Raw genomic sequence first — 6,032 nt, 5'->3', positions numbered from 1 at the left:
ATCAATATGTTCGTAAAGTAGCGCAGAAATATTCGCGAGGTTTGCAATTAAGTCAGGCTCCGCCCCTGTTAATGCCCTGCTTTGGGCTAACAAATCTGAATACAGCTGAGAGCTCATAGTCCGCCTTCTTGTCCATCGAGTTTAAAACGCGCGATTGATTCTTCGGGAGTGTCTTTAAACTGCTCTTTAAGCTCGCGTTTTGTTTTTGTCACCATCTCTCCATTAGCACCAATAGTAAAGGCCTCATCAGAGCTTGCATAGCGCGCCTGATAAGCCATAACTAATTGAATGGAGTTTTCACGTTGCTCGTCAGATAAACGGTTGCCGTCAGGCCATTTCCCCGTTTCAACAGCTTGTACCAGGCGTTCATAGACCTCCTGGTTCATACTTTTAATTAAATCGTCGAATTGCATAGGGGTTACCGCTTTTTCTTTTTTAAGAAGAGAAGTTGCACACGGTTGATTAAAAACCAGACGACTCCACCAACCATCGCCCCAACAGCGATACCATACTGCCAGGTGTTAGGCATAGGCTGTTGCATGAACAAGTAAGTAAAAGCAGCGATAGCAATAAGTAAGGCGAGCATTGAACGAGACACCAGCTTGTCAGACTTTTCTTGTTTAAGTCTTAGCCACTCACGTTCCATATCTTCCTTTGACTGACCGGCCAGCACAAACTGACAATGCGGACATTCTTTTACTTTGCTTGAAATTCGTTTATTACACGAAGGACATTGTGTTAACGCCATATACAACCTATCTCTTATGCAGTCCTTGCAATATAAGGCTTTTGCTCTTAATTTCAAGCGTTACCCGGGAATAAAAGTAAAACGGCCAACTTTTCGTTGGCCGCTTAGCTTCAGTTTATTGCCATAAATCACTTCTTCTTATCGGCATCACCAAAGTCTTTCCAGTACGACTTAACGGTCGATTTCATTTCGCGGTGAAGTAAAATCATGCCCAATAAGTTGGGTAATGTCATTAAGACAATGGCAACGGCAGAGGCTGTCCAAACCAACGTTGTATCGGCAAAAGACGCCCAGAAGAAGCCTGCCACATACAGTATGCGATAAGGCATCACACCTTTCTGCCCAACCAGGTAGACAACCGCCCTGTCGCCATAATAAGACCAGGCAATGGCAGTTGAAAATGCAAACATTAATAAGGTAATTGGAATAATATACTGACCGTAATCACCAAAGTAACCGTTTGCAAAAGCCAGTGAGGTAAGAGCCGCTGAGTGCACTAATGACTTACCAACAACCTGAATATCCTCTTTGATCAGATTACCATTTTCAATTCTAACCTGACCGTTGTAGGCATCTTCTCCTGCGATAACAAAACGTACATCTTCAGCAACAGAACGCGCGTGTAAAATCGTGATTTCACCATTCGTCTGAGCCTGGCCATCTACAACTTGTAAAGTGCCCGAGTAACGTTTTATTTCAGTATCGCTAATACCATTTAAGTACTTATACAGTTCTTGTCTGTCTTCGCTGTCAACGTCGTTGTATTCACCGACAACAAAATCCAGATCACTTCGGGCAAAATTGTTCTCAAACTTCTCAGTCCAAACACCCGAAGATAAAATAACCAAACCGGTTAAAGTACAAATTAAAATGGTATCCAGGAACGGCTCAAGAATCGAAACCAAACCTTCAGCTACAGGGTCTTTCGCTTTTGCCGATGCGTGTGCAATAGGAGCAGAACCCTGACCGGCTTCGTTCGAGAATAAACCACGGTTTACACCACGGTTAAAGGCATAAGCAAAGCTTGCACCAAGGAACCCGCCAGCCGCAGCTGAACCAGTGAAGGCATCACGAAAAATAGAAACAAACGACTCACCAATGTTATCGATATTGAAGAAAATAACGCTCAAAGAACCGATAACATAAAGAATCCCCATTATCGGTACGATTTTCGAGGTAACCGCCGCGATTCGTTTAATACCGCCAATAATAACCATCGCCAGCAAAATCGATAAAATGGCGCCAGTCCAGATCGGATCAATCTCAAAGGTCTGTTCCATCGACTGGGCGATATTATTAATTTGCGGCATATTCCCGGTGCCAAACGAACTGATGATTGTTGCAATGGCAAAAATTACAGCCAGCCATTTCATATTCAGACGACGATCCATGTAATACATTGGACCGCCTGCCATCGTTCCGTCTTCGGTTTTAACACGATATTTATGCGACAGAGTAACTTCGACAAATTTCGTGGTCATACCAAGGAATGCTGTCATCCACATCCAGAAAATAGCCGCCGGACCACCTAAAAAAATGGCTAGTGCGACGCCGCCGATATTACCGGTACCGACGGTACCGGATAAAGCGGTAGATAACGCTTCAAAGTGGCTGGTATCACCTTGCGAGTCTTTTTTATCAAACTTGCCCGCTAGTACTCTCCAGGCATGCCGAAAATAGCGCACTTGAGGAAAGCCAAGATATAAGGTGAAAAATAAACCGACACCGAGCAAAATAAATGGGAAATAGGCTGCAGAACCTAAGAACCCATCAATCCAAAGCAAAAAATTGTTGAGCACTTCCAAGGAAGACCCCCTTTGTTGTTATTATTTTGTGATACAACTCTAGTTTTAACGTAATTTAGGTGAGACTGCCAACATTGCCGTTAAAACATCTTCCCCTAAACGCTGACAACGGGCGACAGACCAACCGAAATCTTCGTCTGGTAAATTCGCGTTATCTTTAAACGGCATTTCAAGCGTGTAAGACAAACACTTGAAGCGCTCGCCAACTGCCGAATTGGCAACCGTCATGTTAGCTTTACCCGGCTCATCTCGTTCGTAGCCATATTCCGTCTGGAATTCAGGTGTTGCTGCCAAGAACGCTGCTTTAAAGGTATCTTCCAGCTCTTTATGGCGATCATCGTAAGATGGAATGCCTTCACAACCTGCTACGAAGTTATAAGGTAAGTCTTCGTCACCATGAACATCAAGGAACATGTCAACGCCCGTTTCCTGCATGCGTTTTAGCACGTAGAAAACTTCCGGACTTTTTTCCAGACTCGGCTCAGCCCATTCACGGTTCAGGTTAGTACCTACGGCGTTGGTTCTCAGATGGCCACGAACGCTGCCGTCCGGGTTCATATTCGGCACGACATAAAATACGTTTTCATCAAGCAATTTGCGAGCTACGCCGTCTTCGTCGTCCAATAAGCGAGTAATAAAGCCTTCCATAAACCATTCGGCCATTGACTCACCCGGATGCTGACGAGCCGTTACCCAAATGGTATTTTTACTCTCATCCGGCTCGCCAATCACCAGCAAGTTCAACTCACGCCCGTCAATGGTTTCACCCAGTAGCTCATGGTAGCAATCGATAGACTGTTGAGCAGATTGGATAAGATCCTGATGACGCTCATACGAATAAGGAATAAAGTAAGCGTAATAAACACTTTCTTGTTCCGGTGTATGACGAATAACCAGCTCTTTACCATTATATTCAGTCGGCACACGGAACCAGGTTTCACGATCATAAGAAGCTAACGTCTGATAACCTTTCCAACCGTCTGGATAAGCTGACCCAGATGCGTTCTCTATTGTCATTACATGCTCTTCGCCGGCTTCGGCAAACAGCTTAAAATGGAACCATTGGTAAAAGTCGGATTGGTGATCTTTTCTGATTGCCAGGCGGATATCATCTGCATTATTTGCGCTGATAACCTGAATATTGCCACTGTCAAAGTTTGCAGTGATATGCATACGTCACCCTTTGCTTTGTTAAATAAGAAATACTAGAAAAAAAGCGCCTTAAAGGCGCTTTTTCAATTATTTAGGTAAATTAGGTACTTTTAGCCCAGCCATAGCTTCTGCTACACGTACAACCTGACAACTGTAACCAAATTCGTTGTCATACCAAACATACAGTACAGCCCTGTCATCCTCTACGATGGTCGCCTGAGAGTCGACAACGCCGGCATGACGCGAGCCCACTAAGTCCGACGAAACAATTTCAGTTGAGGCGGTATAGTCTATCTGATTAACCAACTCTGAATGCAACGCTACCTGACGCAGATAATCATTTAACTCATCACGGTTAGTCGATTTTTCAAAGTTCAAATTCATGATAGCCATTGAAACGTTCGGTGTCGGCACACGAATAGCGTTTCCTGTCAGCTTTCCTTCCATTTCAGGAAGTGCTTTTGCAACGGCCTTAGCAGCACCTGTAGAAGTAATAACCATGTTTAATGGCGCAGAGCGACCGCGACGGTCGGCTTTATGATAGTTATCAATCAAGTTTTGATCGTTTGTATACGAATGCACAGTTTCAACGTGACCGTTACGAATACCATACTCATCATTCAAGGCTTTAAGAACAGGTGTAATCGCATTCGTTGTACAACTTGCAGCTGAAACGATGCTATCGCTGTCTTCAATCATATTGTCGTTAACACCGAATACGATATTCTTAATGTCACCTTTTGATGGTGCAGTCAGAAGAACTTTATTCACACCTTTTGACTTAAGGTGCAGACCTAACCCGGCTTCATCCTTCCAAATACCTGTGTTATCGATAACGATTGCGTTATCAATACCGTATTGGGTGTAGTCAACTTGATCTGGTCCATCAGAGTAAATAACTTTAATATTAGTGCCGTTGGCTTTTATGCTCTGGTTTTCGTGATCGACGGTGATTGAACCGTTAAACAGACCATGGATAGAGTCACGACGTAATAAACTTGCCCGTTTCTCTAAATCTCCGTCACGGCCACCACGAACAACAATTGCACGCAAACGCATTTTATTGTTTGCACCGTTACGCTCAATAAGTAAACGCGCCAGCAAACGACCGATACGGCCAAAACCATATAGAACGACATCGCGCGGCTCAATGTTATCTTCCGAGTCGATGATGTCCGCTAATTCACGCTGAACATACTCAGTAACCGACAAGTTATCGCCTTTGCCACCAAACAAATAACCATAGGCAAGTTTACCCAAATCAACTCGGGCTGGTGACAGCTTCAGTTCTGCCATAGCCTGCAGGAAAGGAAAGCTTTCACGTAAGCGAACTTTCTGCCCTTCGTGACGAAGAATAAGACGATGTGCCTTAATGATATTGATAGTTGATACATTCAATAATGAACGTCCGTAAACTAAAATTTCGACACCGAAGTTGCGGTACAACTTACCAAGCAACGGTTGCATTTGCTCGGCGAATTCCTGGCGTTCCTGCCAACTTGATAAGGTTGGATCTTGCTGGTTAGAGTTCATAGTGAGCCCTGTCCTCTATGCTAATGTCAGTGAGCTAATTAAAATGCTACGCTTTAAAAACCGCGATATTGTACTGAAAAGCTTGGCATGAAGCCAATTTTAAGAAACAATCGTATTTCACTAATTAAATGTTGAAGCCTATGTTAAAAAGAATCGCCATTACAAGTGCTGTCGTTGCCCTCGTCGGTTGTGTTGAAGGAAAACCAACTGTACGTGAAATTTGCCAGTCCAACCCCGCAATGTGCAGTGACTTAAATGACGATAACTGGTGTAACTCTGAGCGCAGGCAGCTTATATTCAGTCGTTACGAGCGACACCAGAAAGATACCAGTGAAAACCAATACTTTTTAATGCGTGACCTGCAAGAGTACGCCCAATGTATGGAATTAGCTTCAACTATTGAGCACAAAAAGCTCAAGCAAAAACAGTCAAACCGTATTGAAGCCTATATCAACTCGCAAAAAAACATTAAAAAGTTAGCCGATAAAACGGCCGGTTCCGACCACCCGCTTTGGTTATATTGGCATTGGTCAAACCGGGGAAACGACCAGGCTTTACAAAAACTGCTGTCCTTAGAAGGGACTCCGCAAATGGAGACGCCTGAACTGAAGTTGGCCCTGGCCACCTATTATGCAAAGCAGGACTCACAAAAAACATTCGAGCTTCTCTACAATGCATTACGGTTATATAAACCCGGTGATCGTATTAACCCTGAAATACCGTCAACCTTAGTCTCCATGTACCTCAAACAAGGTAATGGGTCTCAAGCCTATATATGGTCTCAGGTTGCCTGG

Annotated in this window: 6 protein-coding genes and 1 pseudogene; 1 reads left to right on the top strand and 6 read right to left on the bottom strand. The window is 43.9% G+C overall.

Annotated features, from left to right (window positions below; genetic code table 11):
• The 6 genes and pseudogenes from B3180_RS13550 to B3180_RS13525 all read right to left on the bottom strand — a co-directional run.
• Positions 1 to 117 (bottom strand): annotated as a pseudogene (locus B3180_RS13550) (GAF domain-containing protein); the annotation flags it as partial.
• The gene (locus B3180_RS13545) at positions 114 to 413 is read right to left on the bottom strand and encodes a YeaC family protein (protein WP_199494822.1); all 300 of its coding nucleotides are present in this window, start codon (positions 411 to 413) and stop codon (positions 114 to 116) included. The pseudogene B3180_RS13550 and the gene B3180_RS13545, both read right to left, overlap by 4 nt.
• A gap of 5 nt (positions 414 to 418) precedes the next feature.
• A complete protein-coding gene (locus B3180_RS13540) occupies positions 419 to 748 on the bottom strand; it encodes a hypothetical protein (protein ID WP_054487785.1) in 330 nt (109 codons plus the stop codon).
• Between the two features lie 128 nt (positions 749 to 876).
• Positions 877 to 2,553 carry an alanine/glycine:cation symporter family protein gene (locus B3180_RS13535; protein ID WP_199496412.1) on the bottom strand — a complete coding sequence of 559 codons (1,677 nt, stop codon included), beginning with the start codon at positions 2,551 to 2,553 and terminating at the stop codon, positions 877 to 879.
• Between the two features lie 45 nt (positions 2,554 to 2,598).
• Positions 2,599 to 3,726 carry a M14 family metallopeptidase gene (locus B3180_RS13530; protein ID WP_271331374.1) on the bottom strand — a complete coding sequence of 376 codons (1,128 nt, stop codon included), beginning with the start codon at positions 3,724 to 3,726 and terminating at the stop codon, positions 2,599 to 2,601.
• Between the two features lie 66 nt (positions 3,727 to 3,792).
• Positions 3,793 to 5,238 carry a glyceraldehyde-3-phosphate dehydrogenase gene (locus B3180_RS13525; RefSeq protein WP_054487791.1) on the bottom strand — a complete coding sequence of 482 codons (1,446 nt, stop codon included), beginning with the start codon at positions 5,236 to 5,238 and terminating at the stop codon, positions 3,793 to 3,795.
• Between the two features lie 140 nt (positions 5,239 to 5,378).
• On the opposite strand from B3180_RS13525, the gene B3180_RS13520 reads away from it, so the two are divergent.
• Positions 5,379 to 6,032, top strand: a 654-nt coding sequence (locus B3180_RS13520; protein WP_286845050.1) for a DUF2989 domain-containing protein, incomplete at its 3' end; no start/stop codon positions are given.

The organism is Idiomarina sp. UBA4206 (assembly GCF_002383015.1).
Taxonomy (GTDB): Bacteria; Pseudomonadota; Gammaproteobacteria; order Enterobacterales; family Alteromonadaceae; genus Idiomarina; species Idiomarina abyssalis.
This window is presented reverse-complemented; position numbering and strand designations above follow the sequence as displayed.